The following is a 24,555-nucleotide window of genomic DNA, read 5'->3' as shown; positions in this document are numbered from 1 at the left end:
TCCCCGACCGAGAAAGGGCATGTATGGATCTGCGTGAGTCCGAGGCGCATCGCGAGTTGCGCGCGGAACTGAGGGCGTACTTCGCGGGCCTGCTGCCCGAGGACGTGCGGCGCCGCGCCGGCGAGCAGGGCGTCGGCGGCGAGCGGTTCCGCGAGATCGTCAAGATGCTCGGCAACGACGGCTGGCTCGGCTACGGCTGGCCGGAGGAGTACGGCGGGCAGGGCAGGTCGGTCGCCGAGCAGTACGTGTTCTTCGACGAGGTGCAGCGCGCCGGGCTGCCGTTCCCGTTCGTCACCGTCAACACGGTCGGCCCCACGCTGATGCGGTTCGGCACCGACGAGCAGAAGCGCAGGTACCTGCCCGGCATCCTGTCCGGCGACATCGTCTTCGCGATCGGCTACACCGAGCCCGACGCCGGGACCGACCTCGCCTCGCTGCGCACCAGGGCCGTCCGGGACGGCGACCGGTACGTCATCGACGGCAGCAAGGTCTTCACCAGCGGCGCCAACACCGCCGACCACATCTGGCTCGCGGCGCGCACGAACCCGGACGCGCCGAAGCACAAGGGCATCTCGATCCTGATCGTCCCGACCGACGCCGACGGGTTCTCCTGGAGCCCCATCCCGACGGTCGGCGGGATGGTCGTCACGGCGACGTACTACAACGGCGTCCAGGTGCCCGCGTCATCGGTGGTCGGGGACGTCGACGGCGGCTGGAGCCTGATCACCACGCAGCTCAACCACGAGCGCATCGGGCTCGCCGCGCTCGGCGGCCGGATGATCCGGCTGTGGGAGGACGTCCGCGAGTGGGCGCGCGGGAACGGGGTGATCGACCTGCCGTGGGTGCGGGCCGACCTCGCCCGCACGCACGCCAGGCTGGAGGCGATGCGGCTGATGAACTGGAAGATGACGATGGCGGTGGAGGCCGGGACGCTGACCGGCGCGCAGGCCGGCGCCGCCAAGTCCTACGGGACCGAGACGCACATCGACGTCCAGCGGACGCTGACCGGCATCCTCGGCGCCGCCGGCCGGATCCGCCCCGAGTCGCCGGGGGCCGTGCTGCACGGGCAGATCGAGCAGCTGTCGCGGCAGGGCATCGTCAACACCTTCGGCGGCGGCGTCAACGAGGTGCTGCGCGACATGGTCGCCGTCCAGGGACTGGGTCTGCCGAGGTCGAGGCGGTCATGAGCGGGAACGGCGAGGAGTACGAGGCGCGGCTCCAGGCGTGGGCCGGGCGGCCCTACGGCGCGCGGCGGACCGGGCAGGACCCGGTGAACATCCCCATGATCCGGCACTGGGTCGAGGCCATGGAGGACGGCAACCCCGTCTACCTGGACGAGGAGGCCGCCCGTGCCACGGGCCGCGACGGCGTCGTGGCGCCCGCGTCGATGATGCAGGCGTGGACGATGCGCGGGTACGCCGCGTCCGTCCGCGCCGACCCCGCGGGCCCCGACGAGCTGACCGAGCTGCTGGCCGAGGGCGGCTACACCTCCGTCGTCGCGACCGACTCGGAGTTCGAGTTCCACCGGGAGCTGGTGCCGGGCGACCGCGTCAGCGTCGAGGAGACCGTCGAGTCGATCTCCCCGGAGAAGAAGACGGCGCTCGGCGCCGGACGCTTCGTCAGCACGGTCAAGACGTACCGGGACGAGTCCGGCGAGGTCGTCGCCACGCAGCGGTGGCGCCTCCTGCGGTTCCGCCCCGCCGACAAGCCCGCCGGCAAGCCCGCCCCGGAGCCCGCGGAGGAGAAGCCGCCGCGCCCGCGCCCGGCGATCAATCTGGACAACGCGTTCTGGTTCGAGGCCGCCCGCGAGCACCGGCTCGTCATCCAGCGCTGCGCCGACTGCAAGTCGCTGCGGCACCCGCCGGGGCCGTGCTGCCCGCAGTGCGGGTCGTTCGACTGGGACACCGTCCAGGCGTCGGGCGAGGGCCACGTCTACAGCTACGTCGTCAACCACCACCCGCGCCACCCCGCCTTCGACTACCCGCTGGTCGTCGCGCTGATCGAGCTGGCCGAGGGGACGCGGCTGATCGCCAACATGACCGGGGTCGCGCCGCAGGACGTCGAGGTCGGCATGCCCGTCGTCCTCGACTGGATCGACCCGGACCCCGACCTGTCCCTGCCGGCGTTCCGCCCCGCCGGACCGCCCCGTATTTCCAAGGAGCGCTGATGGACTTCACGCTTGGCGAAGAGCTGGAGGCGGTCAGGGACCTCGCCCGGCAGATCTTCACCGACCGCGCCACGCAGGCGCGGATCAAGGACGCCGAGGGGTCCGAGCGCGGGTACGACGAGGGCCTGTGGGCCGAGCTCGGCGAGACGGGCCTGCTCGGCGTCGCGCTGCCCGAGTCCGCGGGCGGCGCGGGACTCGGCGCCGCCGGGCTGGCCGTCCTGCTGGAGGAGCAGGGCCGCACCGTCGCCCCCGTCCCGGTCTGGCCCGCCGTCGTCGCCGCGCTCACGCTCGCCTCGCACGGCGAGGACGTCCCCGCGGCCTTCGCGGACGGGACGTCGCGGCCGACCGTCGCGCTGGAGGAGTTCGCCCCCGCCGACCCCGCCGCGCCGCGCTGCGCCGCCGTCCGCGACGGCGGGAACTGGGTGCTGACCGGCACGAAGGCCGCCGTCCCGACGCCGTTCGGCGCGAGCCACGTCCTCGTCTCGGCCGTCTCGCCGGAAGGGCCCGGCCTGTTCCTGCTGGAGGCCTCGGCCGCCGGGGTGGCGTGGGAGCGCGCGGAGACCACCGGCCGCGACGCCGCCGGTCACCTGACCCTCGACGGCGCCCCGGCGCGGGCCCTTCCGGACGGCGCGCTCGCCACGGCGCTGCGGCTGGCCCGCGTCTCCCTGGCCGCCGTCCAGGTCGGCGTCGCGGAGGGCGCGCTGCGCATGGCCGCCGACTACCTGTCGGGCCGCGAGCAGTTCGGCCGCCCGCTCGCCACCTTCCAGGCCGCCCAGCACCAGCTCGCCGACTGCTACATCGAGATCGACGCGCTGCGCGTCTGCCTCTGGCACGCCCTCTCGCTGGTCGACGCCGGGGAGGACGCCGAGACCGCCGTGCTCGTCGCCAAGTGGTGGTCGGACGAGGGCGGGCTGAACGTCGTCCACCGCGTCCAGCACCTGCACGGCGGCATCGGCGTGGACGTCGACTACCCGGTGCACCGCCACTTCCTGTGGGGCAAGCAGATCTCCGGGACGCTCGGCGGCGCGTCGTCCGACCTGGAGCTCCTGGGGGCGGCCCTGTGAGCGGAGACGCCGTGACCGGAGACGCCGTGAGCAGGAGCTACGAGGACGTCGCGGTGGGGGAGGAGCTTCCCGAGCTGAGCATCCCCCTGACCCGCACGATGATCGTCGCGACCGCGCTGGCGAGCCGCGACTACCAGGACGTCCACCACGACCCGTCGCTCGCCGTCGAGCGCGGCTCCAGGGACGTCTTCATGAACATCCTGACCACCAACGGGCTCGTCGACCGGTACGTGACGGGCTGGGCCGGCCCCGCCGCGGTGGTCAGGGCCATCAGGATCAGGCTGGGCGCGCCCAACTACCCGGGCGACACGATGGTGCTGACCGGCACCGTCGCGGCCAAGGACGACTCCGGCCGCCGGGTCGAGATCGCCGTGCGCGGCGTCAACGCGATCGGCCCGCACGTCACCGGCACCGTCGTGGTCGAACTGCCCGCCGTCGAAGTACCGGTCGTCCAAGCACGGGCCGTCGAAGTACAGGGGAGCGGCGCATGAGCGTGCTGCCAGGGGCGGCCGCGGTCGCCGGGATCGGCGCCACCGAGTTCTCCAAGGAGTCGGGCCGCAGCGAGCTGCGGCTCGCCTGCGAGGCGGTGCTCGCCGCGATCGTGGACGCGGGGCTCCAGCCGTCCGACGTGGACGGCATGGTGACCTTCACCGCCGACACCAGCTCCGAGATCCACATCGCGCGCAACCTCGGCATCGGCGAGCTGAAGTTCTTCTCGCGCGTCGGGCACGGCGGCGGCGCGGCCTGCGGCACCGTCCAGCAGGCCGCGATGGCCGTCGCGACCGGCGTCGCCGACGTCGTCGTGTGCTACCGCGCGTTCAACGAGCGGTCCGGCACCCGCTACGGCCTCGGGCAGGCCGACCGCCCGATGGACGTCAGCGCAGACAGCGCCGCGTACGCGTGGATGAACCCGTTCGGGCTCTCGACCCCCGCCCAGTGGGTCGCGATGTTCGCCCGCCGCTACATGCACGAGTACGGCGCGACCAGCGAGGACTTCGGCCGCATCGCCGTCGTCGACCGCAGGCACGCCGCCGCGAACCCGGCCGCGTGGTTCTACGGGCGGCCGATCACGCTGGAGGACCACCAGGCGTCCCGCTGGATCGCCGAGCCGCTCCGGCTGCTGGACTGCTGCCAGGAGAGCGACGGCGGCCAGGCCCTCGTCGTCGTCTCCGCCGAGCGGGCCCGCGACCTCCCGCACCGGCCCGCCGTGGTCTGGGGCGCGGCGCAGGGCTCCGGCAACGACCAGCACATGATGACCAGCTACTACCGCTCGGAGATCACCGGCATCCCGGAGATGGGCCTGGTGGGGCGGCAGCTCTACGGGCAGTCGCGGCTCACCCCGGCCGACGTCCAGGCGGCGATCCTCTACGACCACTTCACCCCGCTCGTCCTCCCGCAGCTGGAGGAGCTGGGCTTCTGCGCGAAGGGGGAGGGCAAGGACTTCGTCGCCGACGGCAACCTGGAGCTCGGCGGCCGGCTGCCCGCCAACACCCACGGCGGCCAGCTCGGCGAGGCCTACATCCACGGGATGAACGGCATCGCCGAGGCCGTCCGGCTCGTCCGGGGCACCTCGGTGAACCAGCCGGGCGACGTCCACAACGTCCTCGTCACCGCCGGTACCGGCGTCCCGACCAGCGGGCTGATCCTCGGAGCGGACCAATGACCCGGAACCATGAGTGGCAGGGCCGCACGCTCGGCTCGCGGACGGTGACCTACGACGAGACGCGGCCCATCCTCTACGCGCTCGCGGTGGGGGCGGGGGCGGCGGATCTGGACCTCGTGTTCGAGGAGAGGCTCCGGGTCCTGCCCACGTTCGTGCTCACCCTGGCCCAGTGGGCGCCGGACGTCCTGGGCTCGGCGGGCGCGTTCGACGTGCGGACGGCCGTCCACGGGACGCAGCGCCTCCGCGTCCTGAAGCCGCTGCCGCGCTCGGGCTCGGTGGAGATGAGCGCACGCGTCACCGACGTGTGGGACAAGGGCTCGGCCGCCGTCTTCGACGTGGTGGTCGAGAGCGAGTACTTCGAGGCGACCTGGTCGCTTTTCGCGCCGGGGAGCGGCGGTTTCGGCGGCGACCGGGGCCCGTCGTCCCGGCGCCGTCCCGAGGGCGCCCCGGACGGCGTGCTGACCGTCCGCACGGCGTCCGACCAGGCGGCCCTCTACCGGCTGCTCGGCGACCGCCACCACCTGCACATCGATCCGGAGGCGGCGAAGGCGGCCGGGATGCCGCGACCGATCATGCACGGCCTGTGCACGCTCGCGGCCGTCACCCTCCCGCTCGCCGGGTCCCTCGGCGCCCACCCCGCCGACCTGGCCGAGCTCGAAGGCCGCTTCGCCGCGCCCGTCTTCCCCGGTGACGCGCTCCAGGTGAGCACCTGGCGGGACGGTGCCGGTCCCGAGGGCGGGGCGGTCCTGTTCGAGGCGGCCGTGGACGGGACGACGGTCATCTCGGGCGGCCGCGCCCGCTTCGCCGCCGCACGCTAGGTGTCCACGAAGTGCTCGGCATGGCGGTCCTGCCCGGACCGCAGCCCGTCGAACGGCTCCAGCTCGTGCTGGACGCGGGCCAGCCGCCGGAAGTTGCCGAAGCATTCGACCCCCGGCGCGAGGACGGCCAGCAGGTCGCGCCCGTACCGCCGCGCCGAAGGTGTGCGGCAGTCGCGGCGGGACGACGTCCAGCCCGCCCGCCGCGACAGTCTCGACCCGGTCGGTTCTGTCTCGTTGAACTTGAGGGAGGAGACCTCATGAGCTGCGGTGCCTCAGAATGGACCGGACGAATCAATGAAGTCGCGTCTCATTGATCATGGGACAGGTTGTGGATGTCTCGGCCGTGAGCGTTGGCGGGCTCGGATCGGGATCGCTTCGGCAATGTGGTGGATTCACGCTCTCGGAGCGTCGATCGGGTTGCTGCCGAATCGGTCGGAGAGCGCGACAACCCGTTCTAGGTGGGCGAAGGCGCCCTCCGGATGCCGGTGGGCCTCAGCGAGGAAGCTGCTTCGCATGCCCGATGCGAAGTCTAGCCGCGGATAGGCCGTCAAGATGTCGGCGAGATCATCGGGGGCGAGCCCTTCCCAGCCGAGTCCGGCGACGTCGACGGCCGCCCCCGCTTGGACCAACCGGAACACGGGCACCTGCTCGGCCATGAGGTTGGTGTGTCGCAGGATCGCTTCCTCGACCAGGTGGATGCGCGCGAGGTCCCATCCGCGCCCTTCGAGGAAGTGGCATGCGAGATCGGCACCGACGCGTGCGAACTCGCGCTCGCCGGCATAGGTGTCGGTGAGGCCGAGATCGTGGATCATCGCAGCGACGAAGGCCGCCTCCTGGTCGACTTCGGGGTCGACCACGATGCACCGGCCGAAGAGGTACGTGCGGTAACTGTGATTGAGCAGGTAAGGGGGTGCGGCCTCGGCGGCGAGGTCGGCGGCTGCCCGAGTTGTGGGCGTTCGAGGGATCGTGGGGATCATCGGTTGGTCCGTTCGTCAGGAATTGAACGATCACCATCGTCGGCGTCGCGACCCGTGTCCGCAAGGACGCGGGTATGTCAGATCCGGACACGGCTGTGTCGGCGGGTCATGTCCGGATGTGACATGCTCTTGTCATTGCGGACGTACTCGGTGATCCTGCAGAGTTGGTGACATGACCCCTCACCTCGTCGTGATCACCGTGTTCGACGGCGTCGAGCTTCTCGACGTTGCCGGACCGCTCGAGGTGTTCTCCACCGCTGATCGCCTGCTGCATGAGGACGTCCCCGGCTACAGAACACTGGTCGCCGGTCCCCAGCCTGGACTCGTTCGCTGTGCCGGGGGTACCTCGATCGCAGCCGACGTCTCATGGAAGGAACTGCCTCGCGAGATCGGGACTCTCGTCGTGCCGGGTGGCCTGGTCCTGCATGAGAGCGGGGTGAAGGCGCTGGAGGCAGAGCCGCTTGTCCAGTGGCTGGCCACCCCCGCCACTCATGGAACGTCTCGAATAGCCTCGGTCTGTGCGGGGGCGCACATGTTGGCCGCCGCCGGCTTGCTCGACGGGCGGCGGGCGACGACGCACTGGGCGACGGTGGGTCAGCTCGCCGCCGACCATCCCGAGGTGACCGTCGAGCCCGACGCGATCTACGTGCGTGACGAGCACGTCTGGACCTCGGCGGGCGTGTCCACGGGAATGGACCTAGCGCTCGCCCTGGTCGCCCACGACCACCATGCCGAGTTGGCCCGTCGTGTCGCCCGGTGGCTCGTCATGTACATGCGGCGACCGGGTGGTCAGAGCCAGTTCAGCGAGCTTCTGGTGTACCCATCGGCCACCGACGCTCAGATCGCCCGCCTGCAGGCATGGATTCCGGACCATCTCACCGAGGACCTGTCCAACGACGCGCTCGCACGCCGGACCAACCTCAGCGTCCGGCACTTCTCGCGCCTCTTCCGTCAGCAGGTCGGGGTGACGCCTGCACAGTATGTGGAGTCGGTCCGTGTTGACGCCGCCGCGCGGCAACTCCTCCACACCGGCAACGGGCTCAGAGCCATCGCGAACGCGGTCGGGCTCGGCTCGCTCGAGACGCTCCACCGGCTGTTCAAGCAACGCTTCGGCGTCACACCTGCGGCTTATCGGGAGCGATTCACCACACGAGGAGCATGACCGAACTGTGACCTCGGCCAGCCGCGCCGGGCCGACCGGTCGATGAACTGCCCGAGCGTTGCAGGCTGCAGTTCGCAGCCTGCTCCAAGCTCCTCTGCCGCTCCATTCCCGACTGGACGACGCAGGTCTGATAGGACGTGCGTCACCTGCCGGCGCATCTGGCGCTCTTGTCGTTCGGCGGGCCAGCGGCCGAGGTCGAACACGGCCTGGCTCCCGATGCCGTCCACGACGGTCATAACGGTCTCGGCGGCCTCCTCCAGGAGCGGGCCGGATGGATGGCCCGACGTCGCAAGGACGAGCTGGAGGGCCTCGCTCCACGTCCGGTAGCGGTTGCGCTGCTCCTCGGCGAGGGCCGGGTCATGGGCGGCCCGCCTTCCTGCGCCGGGCAGCGCAGCCCTCTACGCCGCAGGCCGGGTCGACCCCGACCGGACGCCCGAGGGCCGGGACTTCCATCCCGTCCGGACCTACGCCGACACCAAGCTGGCGAACCTGCTGATGGTCCCGCTGTTCGCCGAGCGGTGGAAGGACGCCGGTGTCACGATCGACGCGGTGCATCCGGGCGTGCTGCGCACGGACCTCACCACGCGGGGCGGGCCCTTCGGCCTGCTTATGAGGGCCGTCAAACCGGCCTTGAAACCGGTGGGCAGGGCCGCTCCGCCGGTCGTGGACCTGGTGGACTCCGCCGGCACCGGACGCTACTTCCACGTCGCCAAGGAGAAGCCGCTCAAGGCCAGGGCCCGCGAGGGCGCGCTCGCCCGCCGCCTCTGGCACGACGCCGAAATCGTCCTCGCGGCCGTGTACCCCCGGGACGCCTTGCCCCGCGCCCGGACCGGGCTTGGCCCGGCGCTGTGCCCGGGGTTCAAGATTTCTTCATCTGCCGTCACGGGACCGCTATCGCCGGTGTCGTCGCAGCTCATAGGCCTTCAGTCGGCGATAGACGTCAGCTTCCGACCAACGGCGGCAGCGTGCGTGGGCAATGCGTGACATTTATTCGTATTTGTCAAAAATGTCACCGTCGCAGTGCCGTCGTTCCCGCTCCCCCTCGGGGCTCCAGCCCCGGCCCGGGGACGACCGCGGAAAGGCCTCCGATGCGACGACTCCTCATGCTCGCGCTCCCCGCCGCCCTGAGCGCGGCACTGCTCGGCGCGACGGCCGCGCCCGCGTCCGCCACACCACCCGGCATCCCGTCCGCCGCCACGGCGGAGAGCCGCCTGGCCGCCCTCACCGTGGCCGCCGAATCCCACGGGAGCACCTACGACCGCGACCTGTTCCCGCACTGGATCACCATCTCCGGGACGTGCAACACCCGCGAGACCGTGCTGAAGCGGGACGGCACGAACGTCACCACCGATTCCGCGTGCGCCGCGAAGTCCGGCAAGTGGTACTCGCCCTACGACGGCGCCACCTGGACGCAGGCGTCCGACCTGGACATCGACCACATGGTGCCGCTCGCCGAGGCGTGGGCGTCCGGCGCCTGGTCCTGGACGACCTCGCGCCGCCAGTCGTTCGCCAACGACCTCGCGGGCCCCCAGCTGTGGGCCGTCACCGACAACGTCAACCAGGCGAAGAGCGACAAGGACCCGGCCGAGTGGAAGCCGTCGGTCGCCGCCTTCCGCTGCACCTACGCCCGGGCCTGGATCCAGGTGAAGTGGTCCTGGGGCCTGACCGTGGACGGCTCGGAGAAGAGCGCCCTCACCACGATGCTCGGCACCTGCTGACCGACGGCCACGCCGGCCCGCACCGGCGCCCGCGGGAACCGTCCCGCGGGCGCCGGTGCGGCCTGGCCCGTCAGCCCGCGCGATGGCGGAGCAGGGCGGTGGCGATGGCGACCTGGGCGGGGTCCAGTGCGGTCTCGCCGTCCTCGACGTCCCACAGCGCGTTCTGCAGCACGCGGCCGAGCGTCCAGCCGGTCGCCCGCTTCCGGTCCAGGCCGAGGGCCTCGGTCAGCAGGTCGAAGCGGCGCAGGACCGCCCGGGTCACGTCGCCGCCCGCGACCACCTCGTCCCAGCGGTCGTCCAGCGCCGGCAGCAGGTCGAAGCCGGGGTCGCCGGCGAGGGGCTTGGGGTCGATGGCCAGCCAGGGTTCACGCTCGGCGGCGAGGACGTTGTCGTAGTGCAGGTCCCAGTGGAGCAGGCGGTCGCCGGGCTCGCCGACGAGTTCGGCCACGGCGGACGCGCACGTCCGCACCAGCCGCCGGTCGGCCGGGTCGCCCAGCGCGGGGACGGCGCCGGGAACCTCGTCGAGCATGGCGGCGGCGATGTCGGCCAGGCGGCGCAGCCCCTCGGGCGCGGGGACCGCGACCAGGCGGACCAGCAAGTCGGCCAGGACGCCCAAGGCGGTGTCGTCGTCGGCCACCGATGACAGCGGCCGGGTCGCGTCCAGGCGTTCGAGCAGCATCGTGCCGGTGCCCGGGTCGTGGTCGAGCAGGCGCACGGCCCCTTCGCCGTCCCATACGCGCAGGCCGACCGGTTCGGTGGCGTGCTCGTCGGTGACCGGCTGGAGCTTGAGCGCGGCGGGCGTGCCGTCCGCGCGGGTCACCGGCAGGACGAGCGAGGCCACGCCGTGCCGTCCCGGGCCGTCCGGGCGCAGCGCCCAGCGGTCCAGGAACTCGTTGGCCAGGTCGGGCAGCGCGGCGATCCAGGCGCGGCCGGACGCGCCGAAGTGCTTGCTGTGCGAGGCGGCGAGCGCCTCGGGGACGTCGATGCGGATCGACGTGCTCATGGTTGACGTCTCCTTCGTGTGCTCCGGTTCGGGTCGCGTGTCACGAAGAAGACGTCGGCGGTGCCCGGCTCGCGGGCAGGGGTCAACGCATGCCCGCAAGCCTATCGGGCCTTACGACGGCGCGGTTTCGGCGGCGCGCCACATCCGCAGGTAGACCTCCGCGCCGCGCGCCATGTCCTCGGTGATCTCCGGCCCGCCGACCGCGCGGATGTCGGCGATCCAGTCCGGGACGAGGCCGTAGTTGGCGACGCCGTCGGTGTTGAGGTCCCAGGTGCGCAGCCCGGCGCGGAGCCGGTCGAGCTTCACCGCCGGGTCGATCGGCGAGGCGAACGGGTAGCGCAGCGGGCCCGCGTCCCCGCCCGTGCGGGGCCCCGGCAGCGCGCCCATGCCGTTGGCGTCGAGCCCGTACCCGTAGCCGAACGGGCGGGCCGGATCGCGCTGCGCCTTGTCGCGCCGCCACTCCGCGGTGAACCGGTCGGCCGCGCTGCCGTATCCGGCCACCATGCCGCCGAGCCGGTAGACGCGGGGCAGATAGGTCGCGTCCATCCAGCTGTGGGACGAGATGACACCGGGATACCGCGCGGCCTCCAGGATGCCGAGGGCCTGGCCGGCGGCCTTCGCGCTCATGTGGTCGACCTCGACGATCATGTGCCGCTTCATCATCCCCTGGATCATGTACGCGCCGAGGTCGCTGAGCCCCCGGACGTTGCAGTGCGGGCCGCTCGGATAGATCGGGAGCGTGATCCCCGCCATTCCGAGCAGCTTCAGGATCGGCTGGAGGGCGTCGCCGACCTCGCCCGCCGGGGCGATCGTGTTGTCGTGCGCGGCGCCGGTGCACGTCTCGGCCTGCCAGAACCGCCCGGTGCCGACGAAGTTGGCGAGGTTGACGAACGCGCCCGCCACACCGCCGTCGAACCGCACGCCGCACAGCGCGTTGTCGTATTTGTGGCACACGAACATCGAGGCCACGCCGAGGCTCCGCGCCTCGTCCAGCCCCCGGTCGATGTCGGCGCGGGTGCAGGCCGGTGCGCCGCCCACGAGCCGGCAGCCGAAGGGTTCGGAGGTCTCGATGCCGAGGACGACGGCGAGCTTTCCGTCCTCGATGACCTGGCGGGCCTGCGCCGAGTCGCGCACGATCCGGAACCAGCCCTTGCCGGGGCCGCCGGTGCGCTCGTCGATGAAGCTCTGCATCTCCCGCATCCGCTGCGCCTGGACCCGGATCGAGGCCATCTCGTCGCAGGGGGTGCGCTTGAGCGGATAGATCTCGCAGAGCTGCCGGTTGTCCACCAGGTGGTTGACGAGGACGCGCTGCCCGGCCCGCCAGGACCGCTCCAGCCACTCGTAGTACACCTGCTGGTGGGTGCGGGAGTCGTAGGCGGGCCAGTCCTTGAACGTCGGCCAGCCGGTCGGGTCGTGGGTGCCGAACGGGGTGCCGTACTTGTTGAAGTTCTCCCACCAGGCGAGCACGCCGTTGCCCGCGTGGTCGGGGCAGTCGCGCAGCGCCTCCTGGATGCCGCGCGGGTCGAACGGCTTGCCGCACATGAGCGCGCCGCCGAACGCTTCGTAGGCCATCAGGTGGCTGTGGGCGTCGATGTAGCCGCGCACCTCGCGCGGCTCGCCCTCCGCGTTCGCGCGGGGGGCGGGCAGGAGTGCGAGCAGGAGAACGAGAAGGATCGGAACGCAGGCGGCACGTCGGACGGGCATGGGGCACCTCGGCCGGGGGGAGACGTCCAGTGGCTCTCAGCCGAGTGAAACACCGATCCGGCAAAATGTGAATAGTCCTCACGTCATCGCCGGTCAGCCCGGGTGCCGCGCCTACACCCTCGTTTGTTGGGACGAGACGGATGTACCGGTCACCGGGACGCCGAAGGCCGGGCGGGGGCGGGGCCGGGATGATGAGGGTTCATGAACGAGCTGACGATTCCGGAGTTGGTGGCGCGGGCGGCGAACGAGTTTCCGGACGCGGAGGCGGTCGTGGACGGCGACGTCCGGGTCACCTACGCCGAGCTGCGGGAGCAGGTCCGCCAGGTTACGGGCGCGTTCGTCGGGGCCGGTTTCGTGCCGGGGGACCGCATCGCCGTCTGGGCGCCCAACGGCCTGCGCTGGATCGTCACCGTGCTCGGTGCCCTCGGCGCGGGCGCGACGCTCGTCCCGCTCAACACCCGCTACAAGGGCGACGAGGCGCGGTGGCCGCTCTCCAAGTCCGAGGCGAAGATCCTCTTCGTGGAGGACGGGTTCCTCGGCATCGACTACCCCGGCATGCTCGGCGTGGAAGGATCCGGCGCCCCCGGGCTGCCCGCGCTGCGGACGGTCGTCACGTTCAACGGCCCCGCGCGCCCGGGAGTGATCTCCTGGGACGACTTCACCGCCGGGGCCGTCTCCCCGGACGAGGCCGACGCGCGGGCGGCGGCCGTCCGCCCGGAGACCGTCGCCGACATCCTGTTCACCTCCGGGACGACCGGCAGGCCCAAGGGCGCCGTCGTCACCCACGAGCAGAACGTCCTCACCTACCGGGCGTGGACGGGCCGCACCGGCGTGCGGGCAGGCGACCGCTACCTCATCGTCAACCCGATGTTCCACTCGTTCGGCTACAAGGCGGGCGTGCTGGCGTGCGTGATGCGGGGCGCCACGATGGTGCTGCAACGCACGTTCGACGTCCCGGAGACGCTGCGGCTGATCGAGCAGGAGAAGATCACCGTCCTGCCGGGGCCGCCGACCGTCTACACCGCGCTGCTGCACGCCCCGGGCCGGGACGAGCACGACCTGTCGAGCCTCCGGCTCGCTGTGACGGGCGCGGGAGACGTGCCCGTCACGCTGGTGCGGCGCATCAAGGACGAGCTGTTCCCGCAGGTGGTGACCGCGTACGGGCTGACCGAAGCGTCCGGGACGGTCACGGCCTGCTCGGTGGACGACGACGACCAGACCATCGCCACCACGTCCGGCCGGCCCATCCCCGACGTCGAGGTCGCGATCGTCGACGGCGAGGGCGGGCGCGTCCCGGCCGGGACCGACGGCAGGATCCTCGTCCGCGGCTACAACGTCATGAAGGGCTACCTGGACGACCCGGAGGCGACCGCCGAGGCGATCCGCGACGGCTGGCTCGACACCGGCGACCGCGGGCGCCTCGACGAGCGCGGCAACCTCACCATCACCGGGCGCACCAAGGAGATGTTCGTCGTCGGCGGGTTCAACGTGTACCCGGCCGAGGTCGAGAACGCCCTCGCCCGCCACGACGCCGTCGCCGAGTCGGGCGTCGTCGGCGTCCCGGACGCGCGCATGGGCGAGGTGGGCCGCGCCTACGTCCGGCTCCGCCCCGGCGCCGCGGCCACGCGGGACGAGCTGGTCGCGCACTGCCGGGAGCGGCTCGCGAACTTCAAGGTCCCCCGGGAGGTCGTCTTCGTGGACGACCTCCCGAAGACCGCGTCCGGCAAGATCTGGCGCGTGAAGCTCAAGGAGCGCGACCGCGCCTAGAGGGCGGCGACGACGCGTGCCCTGTGCTCGGCCACGGTGCCCCACGCCGAGTACAGGGCCCGCGCCTTGCGGATCCACAGCGACGGGTCGTACTCGTCGGTGTAGCCGATCGCACCGTGCACCTGGAGCGCGGTCTTGGCCATCCCGTAGGACGCCTCCGACGCGGCGACCTTCGCGGCGGACGCGTCCCGCGCGAAGTCCGGCGTCCCGTACGCCAGCGCCGCCCCGTACACCAGCGGGCGGGCGAACTCCAGCTCGACCATCGCGCTCGCCAGATGGTGCTTGATCGCCTGGTACTCGCCGATCGGGCGGCCGAACTGCCGCCGCGTCCTGGCGTACTCGACCGACACCTCCAGCAGCGCCTGCCCGAGCCCCACCTGCTGCGCCGCGCACAGCAGCACGCCGAGGTCGGTGAACCCCGCGCCCTCGGGGACGCGGAACAGCCGCCGCGCCGGGTCGAGCGACCGGGCGGCCTCCCCGGTCGCCTTCCGCTCCGCGCCGTCGGCGGTGAGCACCAGGTCGGCGACGTCGGCGTCCAGCGCGTGCGGGACGGCGAGCGTCACGACCGCCTCGCCCGCGGCGACGCGCGGCAGCCACGGCGACCCGCCGAGCAGCTCGGCGGCGGCGAGCGTCTCCACGTAGGGGCCGGGCGCGGCGGCCCGCCCCAGCTCCTCCGCCGCGACGGCCAGCTCGACCGGCAGCAGCCCCGCGCCGCCCGCCTCCTCCGGCACGGCCACCGCGAACGCCCCGGCCTCGGCGACCGCCGACCACAGGGCCAGCCCCGGGCCGGCGTCCCCGGCCGCCCAGGCGCGGGCGGCCCCGGCGGTGCCGGCCGTGCCCAGCAGCTTGCGCAGCGTCTCGCCGAACATCCGCTGCTCGGCGGAGAGAACGAACTTCACCGCGACCCCCTCGGCAGGCCGAGCAGCCGCTCGGCGATCACGTTGCGCTGGATCTCGTTCGTGCCCGCGTAGATGGGGCCGGCCAGCGAGAACACGTAGTTCTCCAGCCACTCCGACTCCAGCTCGCCGTCCGGGCCGAGCAGATCGAGCGCGGTCTCGTGCAGCGCCACGTCCAGCTCCGACCAGAACACCTTGTTCAGGCTCGACTCCGCGCCGATGTCGTCGTCCCGCGAGACCGTCTCGAACCCCTTGAGCCGGTAGGCCCGCGCCCTGATCCAGGCGTCCGCGACCCGGTCCCGCAGCGCGTCGCCGGAGGCGTCCGCGCGCTCCTTCCACAGCTCCACGAGCCGCTCGGCCGCCGCGGTGAACCGCCCGGGGCTGCGCAGCGTGAGGCCGCGCTCGTTGCCGGCCGTGGCCATCGCGACCCGCCAGCCGTCCCCGGGCGCGCCGATGACGTCCTCGTCGGGGACGAAGACCTTGTCGAGGAACAGCTCGGCGAACGCCGGCTTGCCGTCCAGCCGCCCGATCGGGCGGACCGTCACGCCCTCGGCGTCCAGCGGGAACATCAGGTAGGTGAGGCCCTTGTGGCGGGACGACTCGGCGTCGGACCGGAACAGCCCGAAGCCCCGGTCGGCGAACGCGGCCCGCGAGCTCCACGTCTTCTGCCCGTCCAGCAGCCAGCCGCCGTCGGTCCGGGTCGCCGTCGCCCGCAGGGCCGCGAGGTCGCTGCCCGCGCCCGGCTCCGACCACGCCTGCGCCCAGATCACCTCGCCCGCCGCCATCGGCGGCAGGATCCGCGCGAGCTGCTCGGGCGTCCCGTGCTTGAGCAGCGTCGGCGCCAGCAGGTTGATGCCGTTCTGGCTGACCCGCCCCGGCGCGCCCGCCGCGTAGTACTCCTCCTCGAAGACCAGCCACTGGAGCACCGACGCGCCGCGCCCGCCGTACTCCTCCGGCCACGACACCACGCCCAGCCGCGCCGCCCCGAGCGTCCGCTCCCACTCCCGGTGCGCCGCGAAGCCCTCCGCGGTCTCCAGCGACGGGAGGGGCCGCGCCGGGACGTGCTCGCGCAGCCATCCCCGCACCTCGCCGCGGAACTCCTCGTCCGCCGCCCCGAACTCAAGATCCATGCGACCCTCTTTCTAACAACTGTTTGGTAGAGTACCCACCCCCTCGCACCCCCGCCGCCCCCTCCCGCCCAGTGAGATCCCCGCGGCCGCGAAACCCCTCACGGGAAGCCGCCGTTCGGCGGTGAGCGGGGCGCGAGCTACGACGGCCACCGCCTCTACGCCGCCACCTCCATGGCGAACCCGGGCACGCTGTTCGCGCTCGACCCGTCCAACGGCCACGTCATCTGGAAGACGCCGAACCCGGCGGACGGCTGCACCACCGGCGGCGCGGCCCAGTACCCGAAGGTCTGCCGCTTCGGCCACCCGCCCGCCGTGACCACCCCCCGGCCTCGTCTGGGAGGGCGGCATGGTCTACGCCCTGACCGGCGACATGTTCACGCCCTACCCCAATGACAAGGGCTACGCCCTTCCGGCCTTCAGCCGCTGACGCGGGCGACGCCGCAGAAGGCGTCCACCTCGGGCGGCTCGTCGAACGGCGACGGCTCGGGACGCCAGCGCGACACCGGCACGACCCCCGGTTCCAGCAGCTCCAGGCCGTCGAAGTACCCGGTGATGCGCTCGGGGGAGCGGAGGTTGTAGGCGATCCCGCCCGCCTCGACGTACCGGGCGATCGCGCGGGCGCGGGCGGTGTCGTCGGCACCGCCCGCGCCCGGCGCCCCGAAGACGTCGCTGCCGTCGTTGATGACGACGTGGCTGCCCGGCGCGAGCGGCGCCACCAGCCGGGCGAGGACCCCTTCGGGATCCTCGCCGTCGGTCAGGTGACCGAGGATCCCGAGGAGCAGCAGGGCCACCGGCCGGTCGAAGTCGAGCGTCTCGGCGGCCTTCGCCAGGATCACGTCCGGCTCGCGGATGTCGGCGTCGATGTAGGAGGTGACGCCCTCGGGCGCGGAGGTCAGCAGCGCGCGGGCATGGGTGAGGACGAGGGGATCGTTGTCCACGTACACCACCCGCGCGTCGGGCGCGATCCGCTGCGCGACCTCGTGGGTGTTGTCCACGGTGGGCAGGCCGGTGCCGATGTCGAGGAACTGCCGCATCCCGACCTCGCCCGCCAGATACCGGACGGCGCGCCCGAGGAACGCCCGCGAATGCCGCGCGATGTCCACCTGACCAGGAAAGATCGCGAGGAACTCGTCCCCCACCTCCTGGTCGACGGGGTAGTTGTCCTTCCCGCCCAGCCAGTGGTTCCAGATCCGCGCCGAGTGCGGAACCGACGAGTCGATCCGTGACTGCTCTCCCAAGAAACCCTCCCATAGCCGCAACCGCCCGCGATCCTATTGCGGTCGGCGCTTCCGGCGACCCGCTGGCCGATGCCGGGCATCCGGCAGGGCGGGCACGACCTCTGATGTACTGGCCACGCCGCTCGGTCGAGCGGCTCACCGGCTCGGCGGCATTTGTGCGGAGGTGCGGATGGTCAGCGAGAACACGGCCAGGCTGGCGGTGCTCATCGACGCCGACAACGCGCAGCCCGCGATCGTCGAGGCCCTCCTGGCAGAGGTCGCGAAGTACGGGACGGCCCACGTCAAGCGCGCCTACGGCGACTGGACCGGCACCAGCCTGCGGGGCTGGAAGGAGCAGCTGCTCGACCAGTCGATCCAGCCGATCCAGCAGTTCGCCTACACCAAGGGCAAGAACGCGACCGACGCCGCGATGGTCATCGACGCGATGGACCTGCTGTACTCCGACCGCTTCGACGGGTTCTGCCTCGTCTCCAGCGACAGCGACTTCACCCGCCTGGCCGCGCGCATCCGCGAGTCGGGCCTGACCGTGTACGGATTCGGCGAGCGCAAGACCCCCAAGCCCTTCGTGGCGGCCTGCGACAAGTTCATCTACATCGAGAACCTGCTGTACGACCAGGACGCGACCACCCCGGCCGCCGCGACGCTCCAGCCGGCGCCCCCGACGCCGGCCGCCAAGCTGAAGAAGGACGCCGCCCTCGTCAACCTCCTCCGCAACGCCGTGGAGGCGGCGTCCGACGAGGACGGCTGGGCCGCCCTGGCGTCCGTGGGCCACATCATCACCAAGCAGCGCCCCGAGTTCGACTCCCGCAACTACGGCTACGCCAAGCTCAACGAGCTGATCGCCGCGACGACGCTGTTCGTCCTGGACCGCCGCAGCCCCGGCGACGGCAAGGCGAACATCATCTACGTCCGCGACAAGCGCCACCAGGACAGGAAGCCGGGCTCCTGACGCTCCTGTCAGCGGCGTGAGCTCGTGGTGAAGACGCCGATGCCGTTGGCCACCGCGCGTTCCGAACCGTCCGAGGGGGTGTTGCGGACGGTCACCGCGGGCTCGCCGGGGGACCGCGCCACGAGGGCCGAGGAGCCGCCGCCGTCGAGGTTCACGGCGTCGTCGGCGCCCGCCCTGCCGAGCAGGGACGCCAGTTCCGCGACGGTCAGGCCGCCGCTGCGCTCGGACCTGCCGTCCACCACCACGAGGTAGAAGCGCCGGCCGTCGCGGCTCACCCCCGCGGCCGTGCGCGGCGCCGGGCCGGTGGCGCTCAGGCCGTCCAGCGGCCTGCCGTCCCGCAGGATCGGGAACCCGCCGACGGCGAACCGGAAGCGGACCGGCCCGGTGAAGCGGTACGAGACCCGCACCCGGTCGCCGGGCCTGAGGCGGCGCAGCGCGTCGGCGCCCTTCTCCCGTCCGACGAGCACGGTCGTGCCGGACGGGATCGCGCCGCCGCCCACCGTGCCGGAGACGCCCGTCACCACACCCCGCCGCACGGTCGCCTCCGCGGCGTTCGTGCTGCACGGGTCGTTGCGCACCTTGTCCGTCCCGCACACCGCGCGCTGCCGCGACACGTCCCCCCATTCGGGGCCGAACGCCCCGACGCCGCCGACCGGGAGCGCGTACTGGTTGAGGCCGCGCAGCGCGATGGACGTCCGGCCGGAGCGGACCGTCCCGGTCAGGCGGAGGCGCGCCACATGCCCGCGCCGGTCGGCGCCGACGCCGATGACGTCCTCGGTGGACGTGCCGGGCGGCAGCGAGGGGCCGAAGCGCTGCCCGTCCGGAACGGCGCCCTTGAGCGGACGGCCCCCGTCGACCTCGGGCCCGGACGAGGACCCCGTGGGCACCACCCCGGCATGGGTCTCGCTGATGTTGAAGAAGTCGCCGTTGACCCCGGCCAGGGCGTGCTGCGCGTCCGCCATGGCCGACACCGTGCGCCGGGCGGCGACCACGGGCGGCCGCAGGAGCCCGACCCCCGCCTGGCGCAGGTCGACGTCCACCAGCTCCCCGGCGACCCGCCCGCCTGCCCCGGACGTCTCGAACGCCCGGAACGTCGCCCCCGTCGCGAGCTTCTCGGAGGAAGTGAACCGAACCTCCCCGACCTCCGCCGAGACCGGGGCCCGTGCCCCCGCCGCGTCCGCCCGCTCACCGGATCCCGCCCCGTCGGCCGGCGTCGTGTCCGCCCGCGCCGGAACCCACCCGGCCCCGACCGCCACGGCCGCCGCGGCCCCCACGGCCACCCACCTGCTCGCCATCAGCCCGCCTCTCCACCCGGCTCCTCTGCTTTCTGATCATGACTCGCGCCGGGTGAAAGGCAAAGGAGCCGGAGGTTGACACCCGAGGAAGATCACGCGGCGCGCCGGCGCGGGTCAGCCAAAGGTGGGGAGGCCGTAGCGGTCCTGGTCGGAGGGGCGGGGGGCCTCGGGGCCGTCGCGGCCGAGGCGGAGCATGCGGCAGACGCGGACCGTGCGGAACTCGCGGTCCCGGACGGTGAACACGTGGCCCGGCGTCGCCCGGATGCCGTCGGCGATCGCGGTCCACTCGGCGAGCTCGGCGTCGGACGGGGAGTCGCCCTGGAACTCGCGGAGCCTCGGCATCAGGTCGGTGAAGTGGCACGCCAGCCGGTCGCGGGCCTCCTCCGGGTCGTCGCCGCCGGTGAGCGGGGCCCAGGCCTCGCCGTCGACCTCCACCGCGATGAAGGTGGGAGGGAGCAGCACGACCCCCGGGTGGGTGCGGATCGCGTGCCGGGCCTCCGTGCGGACCATCTCCGGGACGGTGCCCTCCACCGGCAGCCGCCCGACGAGGTTCAGCCGGAGCTGCGCCTCCCACTGGCCGCACGGCGCCGGCGGGTCGAGCAGGTGGTCGCGCAGCAGGCCGTCGGCGGTCAGGTCGGCGTCGGTGGACCGGGGCGGCTCCATCACCCGGTCGCCGAGCAGGATGAACTTCTCCACCCGGATGACGCGGTAGCGGCGGTCGCCGATCTCCCACTCGTCCTTGGCGAGCTGCTCGCCCTCCTCGGGGTCGAGCCGCGCGGCCGCCGCGAGCATCGCCCGGACGGTCGGGGGATCGGTCTCCCGCGCGGCGGCGGTGCGGAGGTCGATCGCGAGGTTGTAGCGGGCGGTGGCGGGGCCGTCCGCGCCCAGCGACCCGATCCGCCATTCTTTCCCGAATTGCACCGCATGACCGAATTCAGGGGATCCTGCGGGAAAGAGCTTCGGATACCGCCGAATCCGCTCACCGAGTTCCCGGTCTCGGACGTCCGCGACCGGGTCGAGCCGGGCCACCACGTTGATGTGATCGTACCCGGGCATCAGCGGGAAGGTCATGCCCGCATCCTGGCCGGATGCGCCACCGGCCGCACGGCTTTTCCCGTATTCGAACGCCGGAATGATTGGAGCTTGGGATATTTGAGGCGGTTGTTCGAGGGGGCTGTTCGGCGAGGATGATAACGACTTTCACATCGTCCGGATGGGGGGTGCCGCCGCGCGGATCTTCATGCCCTGTGCCTGTGCGTGGCCGACGAGCTGTCGGCCGCGTCGAAGTCGAACGAGTTCCTGGACGGCTCGGTGGTGTCCCACTTCATCTCGTTCTCGGGCGTGAGCTGGTTGAACTCGCGGTCGAGCGTGGAGGCACAAGCCGACTCGCCCATGGAAAGAAAAAATGCTCTGCGGGCCATTAAGGCAATGATCCATAGGGCATCTTCCTAGGTAGGGGCGGGCCGGAATCCATTCGCATGCCGGTCGTTTCCGCTGCCCCGGAACAGTGGACCCGGGCCCGGAGGGCTCCGCGGTGGAAGGGAGATCAATGGAATCTTCGGCAGTGCCGCGCGCCGACCTCGTGCTGGAGGGCGGCGGCGTGAAGGGCATCGCGCTGGTCGGCGCGATCGCCGAGACGCAGGCGCGGGGGTACCGGCTCGGCGCGCCGGCCCGCGTCGCGGGGACGTCCGCCGGCGCGATCGTCGGAGCGCTGCTGGCGGCGGGGATGCCCGTCCCGGAGATGGTCGAGCTCATGAGGAGACTCGACTACCGGTCGTTCCAGGACGGCTCGCGCTTCGCCGTCGTGCGGGGCCTGTCCCTGCTCACGACCCTCGGGCTGCACAAGGGCGACGCCCTGCACCGGTGGATCTCCGCGCGGCTGAAGGAACGCGGGGTCGAGACGTTCGGGCAGTTGAGACTGCGCGACCCCGATTCGGCGCTCCCGCCGGAGCGCGCCTACAGGCTCGTCGTCGTGGTCTCCGACATCAGCAGCGGGCGGATGGTCCGCCTGCCGTGGGACTACGAACGGTACGGGCTGGATCCCGACGAGCAGTCCGTCGCGGACGCGGTGCGCGCCTCGGCGTCCATTCCGGTGTTCTTCCGGCCGCGCCGCGTCTGCCGGAAGGACGGCCGCGCCTGCGTCCAGGTGGACGGCGGGATGCTCTCCAACTACCCGATCACCATCTTCGACCGGGAGGACCGCGAGCCCCGCTGGCCGACGTTCGGCGTGAAGCTGTCGGCGCGCCCGCTTCCCGGTGGCGTGTTCCCGCAGTGGCGGGCCGTCCGCGGCCCCGTCGGGTACGGGCGCGCGCTCGTCTCGACGATGGCGGAGGCGCACGACCGGGTGCGGATGGACGAGCCGGCCATCGTGGCCCGCACCATGTTCGCCCGCACCGACGGCGTCCTCGCGACCGACTTCGACCTCGACCCGGCGGCCCGCGACCGTCTCTACGCGGCGGGCCGCGAAGCCGCGGCCCGCTTCCTGGACGACTGGGACCACCGCGCCTACCTGGCACGCCACCGGCCGCCCCGCCCCCTGGCGAGCCCGGCCCCCGACTGATCCGCGGCGTTTGTCAAATCTACGTACTTACGTAATAGTGGAGAAATGACGGAGGAGACGCTGGCGGAGCGGGTCGCGCGCCTGGAAGAGCGCGTTGCCGCGCTGGAAGGGGCCGCGCCCGCCGCCGGACGCCCGGAACCGGCGGGCGCGTTCTGGGCCCTGGACGCCCTGAAGGAGCGGGCCGCCGAGCCCGGCGCCGTGCTGTTCACCGGCTCGGTGACGCTCCCGTCCGGGGAGCATTACGAATGGCAGCAGGGCCATTCCGCCGGTGACCTGCTGTCGGACGACTGGTCGCAGAACGCCGAGGCGCTCTCCGCGCTGGCGCACCCCGTCCGGCTGCTGCTGCTCCGGGAGATCCTCCGGGGCGCGGGCACCACCGCCGAGCTGGCCGACCACGAGAGCCTCGGCACGACCGGCCAGCTCTACCACCACCTGCGGCAGCTGGTCGCGGCCGGCTGGCTCCGCACCACCGGGCGCGGGCGCTACAGCGTCCCCGGCGAACGGGTCGTGCCGATTCTGACCGTGCTGGCGGCCACCCGCCGCTGACCGACCCGATGGAGGGGCGATGCTCAGGACACTCGCACGTTTCAGGACGCTGTTCATCGTGTTCGGCCTGGTGCCGGCACTCACAGCGCCCCTGCACGGCGTCGACGCGCTCTGGTGGCTCGGAACGGCCCTCATCGTGGTGGGGGTCGTGTTGTTCTTCGTGCGCAGCGGCCCTTCGGACGCGGAACCGGTGGTCCTGCGCAGCCCGGTCGAAGGGCGCTGGGTGCCCGTCAACAGCCCCGCCGACAAGGTGCCCAGCCACGGAACCCACGAGCTGGGCCAGACCTACGCGATCGACCTGGTCCACGTCCCGGACGGCGAATGGAGCGCGGTGCGGAACTGGCCCCTCGCGGCGCGCCCGGACACGTTCCCGTCCTTCGGGCGGGACGTCCTCGCACCGGCCGACGGCGTCGTCGTCCAGGCGAGCGGATGGCAGCGCGACCACTGGAGCCGGAACTCCTGGCCCGGTGTCCTCTACCTGTTGGTCGAGGGGATGGTGTTCCGCCAGCTGCTGTCGCTGCTGACCCTTTCGGCGGGACGGTTCGTCGTCGGCAACTCCGTCACCCTCGATCTGGGCGGCGGCGTGTACGCGGTGTTCGCCCATCTGCGCCGCGGCTCGCCCCGCGTCTCCAAGGGCGACCGGGTCCGGGCGGGGGACGTCCTCGGCGAGGTCGGCAACTCCGGCAACTCCTCCGAGCCGCACCTGCACTTCCACCTCATGGACCGCCCGCGCCCGCTGGCCGCCGCCGGCCTTCCGTTCGCCTTCCCCTACGAGAGCGGCGGCGAGAACCGGTCCGGCGCCCCCGGCGGGCGCCGCCCCTTCACCGCCGGGGTCGGCGCGCCGACGCGATAGGCGTCGGCCGGGGTCAGAGGGTGGCGGCCAGTTCGTCCAGGGCGGTGGTGAGCACGTCCACGCCCTTGAGGAACTCGGCGATCTCGATGTGCTCCTCGTCGGAGTGGTCCAGCGAGCCGTCGCCCGGCCCGTACGTCGCCATGGGCACGTCCCAGTGCGGCGCGACGGTGTTCATGTCGGAGGTGCCCGTCTTGAGGGTGGGCCTGGGCGTCCCGCCGTGCCGCCGGATGGCCGCCGACACCGCCCGCACCACCGGGTCGGCCCGCCCGCGCCGCACCGCCGGGACGTGCCGGACGATCGTGACCTCGCCGCCGTTCGCGCGGGCGCGCAGCCGCGCGGCCAGGGCCTGCGCGTCGTACCCGGGCGGGACGCGGCAGTCGATGTCGAGCCGCGCCTCGGTGAGGTCGCCGTGGACGCCGCGCAGGGTGGCGGCGGGCAGCCCGAACGCGCCGTGGTCGCGCTCGGGGCCGAGCGCCTCCAGCAGGTCGTGCCAGAACGCCACCGCGACCTCGGTGGCCTTGGCGGCGGGGTTGGTGGAGTGCGTCGCGGCGCGGGCCACCCGGTACCCGATGTCGATCTTGCCTTTGTAGCCGAGCACCACCCGCGACCAGCCGCTCGGCTCCCCGACGAGCAGCGCGTCCGGCGCGGGGACGGTGCGCGCCAGGTGCTCGCCGCCCCGCGACAGCCGCTCCTCCTCCACCGCGCCCACGACCCGCAGCGTGCCGGGGAACGACGGCCGGGCCGCCGCCGCGCTGATCATCGCGGCGAGCGGCCCCTTGGCGTCGGCGGCGCCCCGGCCGACGAGGCGGCCGCCCTCGCGCCGCGCGGGCAGCGGCCGGTCGACGGTGTCGAGGTGGCCGAGCAGCATCACCACGGGCCCCCGGCCGGTGCCGATGTCGCCGATCACGTTGCCGGCCTCGTCGCGTCCCGCGGCCATGCCGAGGTCGTTCATGGCCTTCTCCAGGTACCGCGCAAGCTCGTCCTCCCGCCCGGACGGGGAGGGGATGGAAAGCATGGCCTGCAGCAGGTCGACGGGGCCGCTCAT

26 protein-coding genes are annotated in these 24,555 nt (G+C 72.7%); 14 read left to right on the top strand and 12 right to left on the bottom strand.

Features of this window, described 5'->3' with window-relative positions:
* Positions 1–23: 23 nt before the first annotated feature.
* The 6 genes from BKA00_RS20155 to BKA00_RS20130 are packed head-to-tail and all read left to right on the top strand — an operon-like array spanning position 24 to position 5,712.
* Positions 24–1,187, top strand: coding sequence for an acyl-CoA dehydrogenase family protein (locus tag BKA00_RS20155; protein WP_185027210.1), 1,164 nt, complete (start codon positions 24–26; stop codon positions 1,185–1,187).
* Positions 1,184–2,167 (top strand): bifunctional MaoC family dehydratase N-terminal/OB-fold nucleic acid binding domain-containing protein, encoded by a 984-nt coding sequence (locus tag BKA00_RS20150; protein WP_185027208.1) that lies wholly within the window; start codon positions 1,184–1,186, stop codon positions 2,165–2,167. Before BKA00_RS20155 ends, BKA00_RS20150 begins: the two co-directional genes overlap by 4 nt.
* Complete coding sequence (locus BKA00_RS20145) at positions 2,167–3,231, top strand: acyl-CoA dehydrogenase family protein (RefSeq protein ID WP_185027207.1); 1,065 nt, start codon at positions 2,167–2,169, stop codon at positions 3,229–3,231. Before BKA00_RS20150 ends, BKA00_RS20145 begins: the two co-directional genes overlap by 1 nt.
* Before the next feature lie 11 nt (positions 3,232–3,242).
* Positions 3,243–3,722, top strand: a complete 480-nt coding sequence (locus tag BKA00_RS20140) for a MaoC family dehydratase (protein WP_185027205.1) — start codon at positions 3,243–3,245, stop codon at positions 3,720–3,722.
* Complete coding sequence (locus BKA00_RS20135) at positions 3,719–4,894, top strand: lipid-transfer protein (RefSeq protein ID WP_185027203.1); 1,176 nt, start codon at positions 3,719–3,721, stop codon at positions 4,892–4,894. Before BKA00_RS20140 ends, BKA00_RS20135 begins: the two co-directional genes overlap by 4 nt.
* A complete protein-coding gene (locus BKA00_RS20130; RefSeq protein WP_185027201.1) occupies positions 4,891–5,712 on the top strand; it encodes a MaoC/PaaZ C-terminal domain-containing protein in 822 nt (273 codons plus the stop codon). The genes BKA00_RS20135 and BKA00_RS20130 overlap by 4 nt, the downstream gene beginning before the upstream one ends.
* Before the next feature lie 392 nt (positions 5,713–6,104).
* Here BKA00_RS20130 and BKA00_RS20125 read toward each other — a convergent pair whose 3' ends face one another.
* A complete protein-coding gene (locus tag BKA00_RS20125) occupies positions 6,105–6,689 on the bottom strand; it encodes an HD domain-containing protein (RefSeq protein ID WP_185027199.1) in 585 nt (194 codons plus the stop codon).
* Positions 6,690–6,861: 172 nt separating this feature from the next.
* Here BKA00_RS20125 and BKA00_RS20120 point away from each other — a divergent pair, with 172 nt between their 5' ends.
* On the top strand, positions 6,862–7,851 hold the full coding sequence (locus BKA00_RS20120; RefSeq protein ID WP_185027197.1) for a GlxA family transcriptional regulator: 990 nt from the start codon (positions 6,862–6,864) through the stop codon (positions 7,849–7,851).
* Here BKA00_RS20120 and BKA00_RS40845 read toward each other — a convergent pair.
* Positions 7,818–8,240 carry a TetR family transcriptional regulator C-terminal domain-containing protein gene (locus tag BKA00_RS40845; protein WP_185034519.1) on the bottom strand — a complete coding sequence of 141 codons (423 nt, stop codon included), beginning with the start codon at positions 8,238–8,240 and terminating at the stop codon, positions 7,818–7,820. The two genes, BKA00_RS20120 and BKA00_RS40845, sit on opposite strands and share 34 nt — an antisense overlap.
* Positions 8,241–8,346: 106 nt before the next feature.
* On the opposite strand from BKA00_RS40845, the gene BKA00_RS20110 reads away from it, so the two are divergent.
* Both BKA00_RS20110 and BKA00_RS20105 read left to right on the top strand, forming a co-directional pair.
* The gene (locus tag BKA00_RS20110; protein ID WP_185027195.1) at positions 8,347–8,835 is read left to right on the top strand and encodes a Rossmann-fold NAD(P)-binding domain-containing protein; all 489 of its coding nucleotides are present in this window, start codon (positions 8,347–8,349) and stop codon (positions 8,833–8,835) included.
* 104 nt (positions 8,836–8,939) lie between these two features.
* Positions 8,940–9,569 (top strand): HNH endonuclease family protein, encoded by a 630-nt coding sequence (locus BKA00_RS20105; protein WP_185027193.1) that lies wholly within the window; start codon positions 8,940–8,942, stop codon positions 9,567–9,569.
* 70 nt (positions 9,570–9,639) lie between these two features.
* Here the strand turns inward: BKA00_RS20105 and BKA00_RS20100 are convergent, their stop codons facing one another.
* Positions 9,640–10,572, bottom strand: a complete 933-nt coding sequence (locus tag BKA00_RS20100; protein ID WP_185027191.1) for an aminoglycoside phosphotransferase family protein — start codon at positions 10,570–10,572, stop codon at positions 9,640–9,642.
* A gap of 111 nt (positions 10,573–10,683) precedes the next feature.
* Positions 10,684–12,276, bottom strand: coding sequence for an amidohydrolase family protein (locus BKA00_RS20095; protein WP_185027189.1), 1,593 nt, complete (start codon positions 12,274–12,276; stop codon positions 10,684–10,686).
* A 201-nt stretch (positions 12,277–12,477) separates the two neighbouring features.
* On the opposite strand from BKA00_RS20095, the gene BKA00_RS20090 reads away from it, so the two are divergent.
* Positions 12,478–14,043 (top strand): FadD3 family acyl-CoA ligase, encoded by a 1,566-nt coding sequence (locus BKA00_RS20090; RefSeq protein WP_185027186.1) that lies wholly within the window; start codon positions 12,478–12,480, stop codon positions 14,041–14,043.
* Here BKA00_RS20090 and BKA00_RS20085 read toward each other — a convergent pair.
* The 4 genes from BKA00_RS20085 to BKA00_RS20070 form a co-directional block, all read right to left on the bottom strand.
* A complete protein-coding gene (locus tag BKA00_RS20085; RefSeq protein ID WP_185027184.1) occupies positions 14,040–14,942 on the bottom strand; it encodes an acyl-CoA dehydrogenase family protein in 903 nt (300 codons plus the stop codon). The genes BKA00_RS20090 and BKA00_RS20085 overlap by 4 nt on opposite strands.
* Entirely contained in the window at positions 14,939–16,069 is a 1,131-nt protein-coding gene (locus BKA00_RS20080) for an acyl-CoA dehydrogenase family protein (protein WP_185027182.1), read from the bottom strand. Before BKA00_RS20080 ends, BKA00_RS20085 begins: the two co-directional genes overlap by 4 nt.
* A gap of 155 nt (positions 16,070–16,224) precedes the next feature.
* Positions 16,225–16,389, bottom strand: coding sequence for a hypothetical protein (locus BKA00_RS20075; protein ID WP_185027180.1), 165 nt, complete (start codon positions 16,387–16,389; stop codon positions 16,225–16,227).
* Positions 16,390–16,485: 96 nt separating this feature from the next.
* Positions 16,486–17,307, bottom strand: coding sequence for an SAM-dependent methyltransferase (locus BKA00_RS20070; protein ID WP_185027178.1), 822 nt, complete (start codon positions 17,305–17,307; stop codon positions 16,486–16,488).
* 169 nt (positions 17,308–17,476) lie between these two features.
* On the opposite strand from BKA00_RS20070, the gene BKA00_RS20065 reads away from it, so the two are divergent.
* The gene (locus BKA00_RS20065) at positions 17,477–18,256 is read left to right on the top strand and encodes an NYN domain-containing protein (RefSeq protein ID WP_185027176.1); all 780 of its coding nucleotides are present in this window, start codon (positions 17,477–17,479) and stop codon (positions 18,254–18,256) included.
* Positions 18,257–18,264: 8 nt separating this feature from the next.
* Here the strand turns inward: BKA00_RS20065 and BKA00_RS20060 are convergent, their stop codons facing one another.
* From BKA00_RS20060 to BKA00_RS20050, 3 genes are all read right to left on the bottom strand, one after another.
* Positions 18,265–19,551: a phosphodiester glycosidase family protein gene (locus BKA00_RS20060; protein ID WP_185027174.1), complete on the bottom strand. Its 1,287-nt coding sequence runs from the start codon at positions 19,549–19,551 to the stop codon at positions 18,265–18,267.
* A 114-nt stretch (positions 19,552–19,665) separates the two neighbouring features.
* Positions 19,666–20,607: a DUF5954 family protein gene (locus BKA00_RS20055; protein WP_230298581.1), complete on the bottom strand. Its 942-nt coding sequence runs from the start codon at positions 20,605–20,607 to the stop codon at positions 19,666–19,668.
* 182 nt (positions 20,608–20,789) lie between these two features.
* A complete protein-coding gene (locus tag BKA00_RS20050; protein WP_230298571.1) occupies positions 20,790–20,945 on the bottom strand; it encodes an endo-1,4-beta-xylanase in 156 nt (51 codons plus the stop codon).
* Between the two features lie 155 nt (positions 20,946–21,100).
* Between BKA00_RS20050 and BKA00_RS20045 the strand changes: the two genes are divergently transcribed.
* The 3 genes from BKA00_RS20045 to BKA00_RS20035 are packed head-to-tail and all read left to right on the top strand — an operon-like array spanning position 21,101 to position 23,510.
* Positions 21,101–22,111, top strand: coding sequence for a patatin-like phospholipase family protein (locus tag BKA00_RS20045; RefSeq protein ID WP_185027170.1), 1,011 nt, complete (start codon positions 21,101–21,103; stop codon positions 22,109–22,111).
* A gap of 45 nt (positions 22,112–22,156) precedes the next feature.
* On the top strand, positions 22,157–22,657 hold the full coding sequence (locus BKA00_RS20040; RefSeq protein WP_185027168.1) for a helix-turn-helix domain-containing protein: 501 nt from the start codon (positions 22,157–22,159) through the stop codon (positions 22,655–22,657).
* Between the two features lie 19 nt (positions 22,658–22,676).
* The gene (locus BKA00_RS20035; protein ID WP_185027166.1) at positions 22,677–23,510 is read left to right on the top strand and encodes a M23 family metallopeptidase; all 834 of its coding nucleotides are present in this window, start codon (positions 22,677–22,679) and stop codon (positions 23,508–23,510) included.
* A 13-nt stretch (positions 23,511–23,523) separates the two neighbouring features.
* On the opposite strand, the gene BKA00_RS20030 is transcribed toward BKA00_RS20035, so the two are convergent.
* Positions 23,524–24,555 (bottom strand): M20/M25/M40 family metallo-hydrolase, encoded by a 1,032-nt coding sequence (locus BKA00_RS20030; RefSeq protein WP_185027164.1) that lies wholly within the window; start codon positions 24,553–24,555, stop codon positions 23,524–23,526.

Source organism: Actinomadura coerulea (assembly GCF_014208105.1).
GTDB classification, from domain to species: domain Bacteria; phylum Actinomycetota; class Actinomycetes; order Streptosporangiales; family Streptosporangiaceae; genus Spirillospora; species Spirillospora coerulea.
This window is presented reverse-complemented; position numbering and strand designations above follow the sequence as displayed.

Excerpts from the sequence above, each read along its gene's own strand:
- BKA00_RS20145 (WP_185027207.1), top strand. The coding sequence starts at position 2,167 with ATGGACTTCACGCTTGGCGAAGAGCTGGAGGCGGTCAGGGACCTCGCC.
- BKA00_RS20055 (WP_230298581.1), bottom strand. The coding sequence starts at position 20,607 with ATGCCCGGGTACGATCACATCAACGTGGTGGCCCGGCTCGACCCGGTC.
- BKA00_RS20090 (WP_185027186.1), top strand. The coding sequence starts at position 12,478 with ATGAACGAGCTGACGATTCCGGAGTTGGTGGCGCGGGCGGCGAACGAG.
- BKA00_RS20045 (WP_185027170.1), top strand. The coding sequence starts at position 21,101 with ATGGAATCTTCGGCAGTGCCGCGCGCCGACCTCGTGCTGGAGGGCGGC.
- BKA00_RS20040 (WP_185027168.1), top strand. The coding sequence starts at position 22,157 with ATGACGGAGGAGACGCTGGCGGAGCGGGTCGCGCGCCTGGAAGAGCGC.
- BKA00_RS20080 (WP_185027182.1), bottom strand. The coding sequence starts at position 16,069 with ATGGATCTTGAGTTCGGGGCGGCGGACGAGGAGTTCCGCGGCGAGGTG.
- BKA00_RS20095 (WP_185027189.1), bottom strand. The coding sequence starts at position 12,276 with ATGCCCGTCCGACGTGCCGCCTGCGTTCCGATCCTTCTCGTTCTCCTG.
- BKA00_RS20100 (WP_185027191.1), bottom strand. The coding sequence starts at position 10,572 with ATGAGCACGTCGATCCGCATCGACGTCCCCGAGGCGCTCGCCGCCTCG.
- BKA00_RS20130 (WP_185027201.1), top strand. The coding sequence starts at position 4,891 with ATGACCCGGAACCATGAGTGGCAGGGCCGCACGCTCGGCTCGCGGACG.
- BKA00_RS20105 (WP_185027193.1), top strand. The coding sequence starts at position 8,940 with ATGCGACGACTCCTCATGCTCGCGCTCCCCGCCGCCCTGAGCGCGGCA.
- BKA00_RS20030 (WP_185027164.1), bottom strand. The coding sequence starts at position 24,555 with ATGAGCGGCCCCGTCGACCTGCTGCAGGCCATGCTTTCCATCCCCTCC.
- BKA00_RS20065 (WP_185027176.1), top strand. The coding sequence starts at position 17,477 with ATGGTCAGCGAGAACACGGCCAGGCTGGCGGTGCTCATCGACGCCGAC.
- BKA00_RS20155 (WP_185027210.1), top strand. The coding sequence starts at position 24 with ATGGATCTGCGTGAGTCCGAGGCGCATCGCGAGTTGCGCGCGGAACTG.
- BKA00_RS20150 (WP_185027208.1), top strand. The coding sequence starts at position 1,184 with ATGAGCGGGAACGGCGAGGAGTACGAGGCGCGGCTCCAGGCGTGGGCC.
- BKA00_RS20135 (WP_185027203.1), top strand. The coding sequence starts at position 3,719 with ATGAGCGTGCTGCCAGGGGCGGCCGCGGTCGCCGGGATCGGCGCCACC.
- BKA00_RS20060 (WP_185027174.1), bottom strand. The coding sequence starts at position 19,551 with ATGGCGAGCAGGTGGGTGGCCGTGGGGGCCGCGGCGGCCGTGGCGGTC.
- BKA00_RS20050 (WP_230298571.1), bottom strand. The coding sequence starts at position 20,945 with ATGGGCGAGTCGGCTTGTGCCTCCACGCTCGACCGCGAGTTCAACCAG.
- BKA00_RS20035 (WP_185027166.1), top strand. The coding sequence starts at position 22,677 with ATGCTCAGGACACTCGCACGTTTCAGGACGCTGTTCATCGTGTTCGGC.
- BKA00_RS20125 (WP_185027199.1), bottom strand. The coding sequence starts at position 6,689 with ATGATCCCCACGATCCCTCGAACGCCCACAACTCGGGCAGCCGCCGAC.
- BKA00_RS20120 (WP_185027197.1), top strand. The coding sequence starts at position 6,862 with ATGACCCCTCACCTCGTCGTGATCACCGTGTTCGACGGCGTCGAGCTT.
- BKA00_RS20110 (WP_185027195.1), top strand. The coding sequence starts at position 8,347 with ATGGTCCCGCTGTTCGCCGAGCGGTGGAAGGACGCCGGTGTCACGATC.